At 66.6% G+C, this 344-nt stretch carries 1 protein-coding gene; it reads right to left on the reverse strand.

From position 1 onward, the window contains the following. Positions 1–344: hypothetical protein (locus NHU87_RS28350; RefSeq protein WP_253555188.1), on the reverse strand; the 344-nt coding region annotated here is incomplete at both ends.

Consider the following 344-nt stretch of genomic DNA (forward strand, 5'->3'; position numbering starts at 1 on the left):
TGACCGGCGCACTGGTGGACGAGGTGACGGTGGCGCCGGTGAGGGTCCAGCTTTGCGGGCCGGTGCCGGTCGGGTGGTTGCTGCCTTCCTGGCTCAGACGGAACAGGCCGTTTTGGCTGGTGGGCAGGCTGAAGCCGGGCAGCGTCAGCGGGTTGACCTGTTGCTGGGCCAGATCGGGGGCGAGTTGCTGGTTGATCTGGATCCGCGTCGAGTAGCCACTGCCCGCGCCGGTGTCGGTTTGGGTACGACCCGCCGCCACATAGGCATAGTAGGGGCGAACCACGCTGTTGTTGATGTTCTGGGCGGCATCGAGGGTGACGTTTCCGCCCGCCTGGATGAGGGTG

The sequence above is a fragment of the Pseudomonas mandelii genome, assembly GCF_024138395.1.
Lineage (GTDB): Bacteria > Pseudomonadota > Gammaproteobacteria > Pseudomonadales > Pseudomonadaceae > Aquipseudomonas > Aquipseudomonas mandelii_E.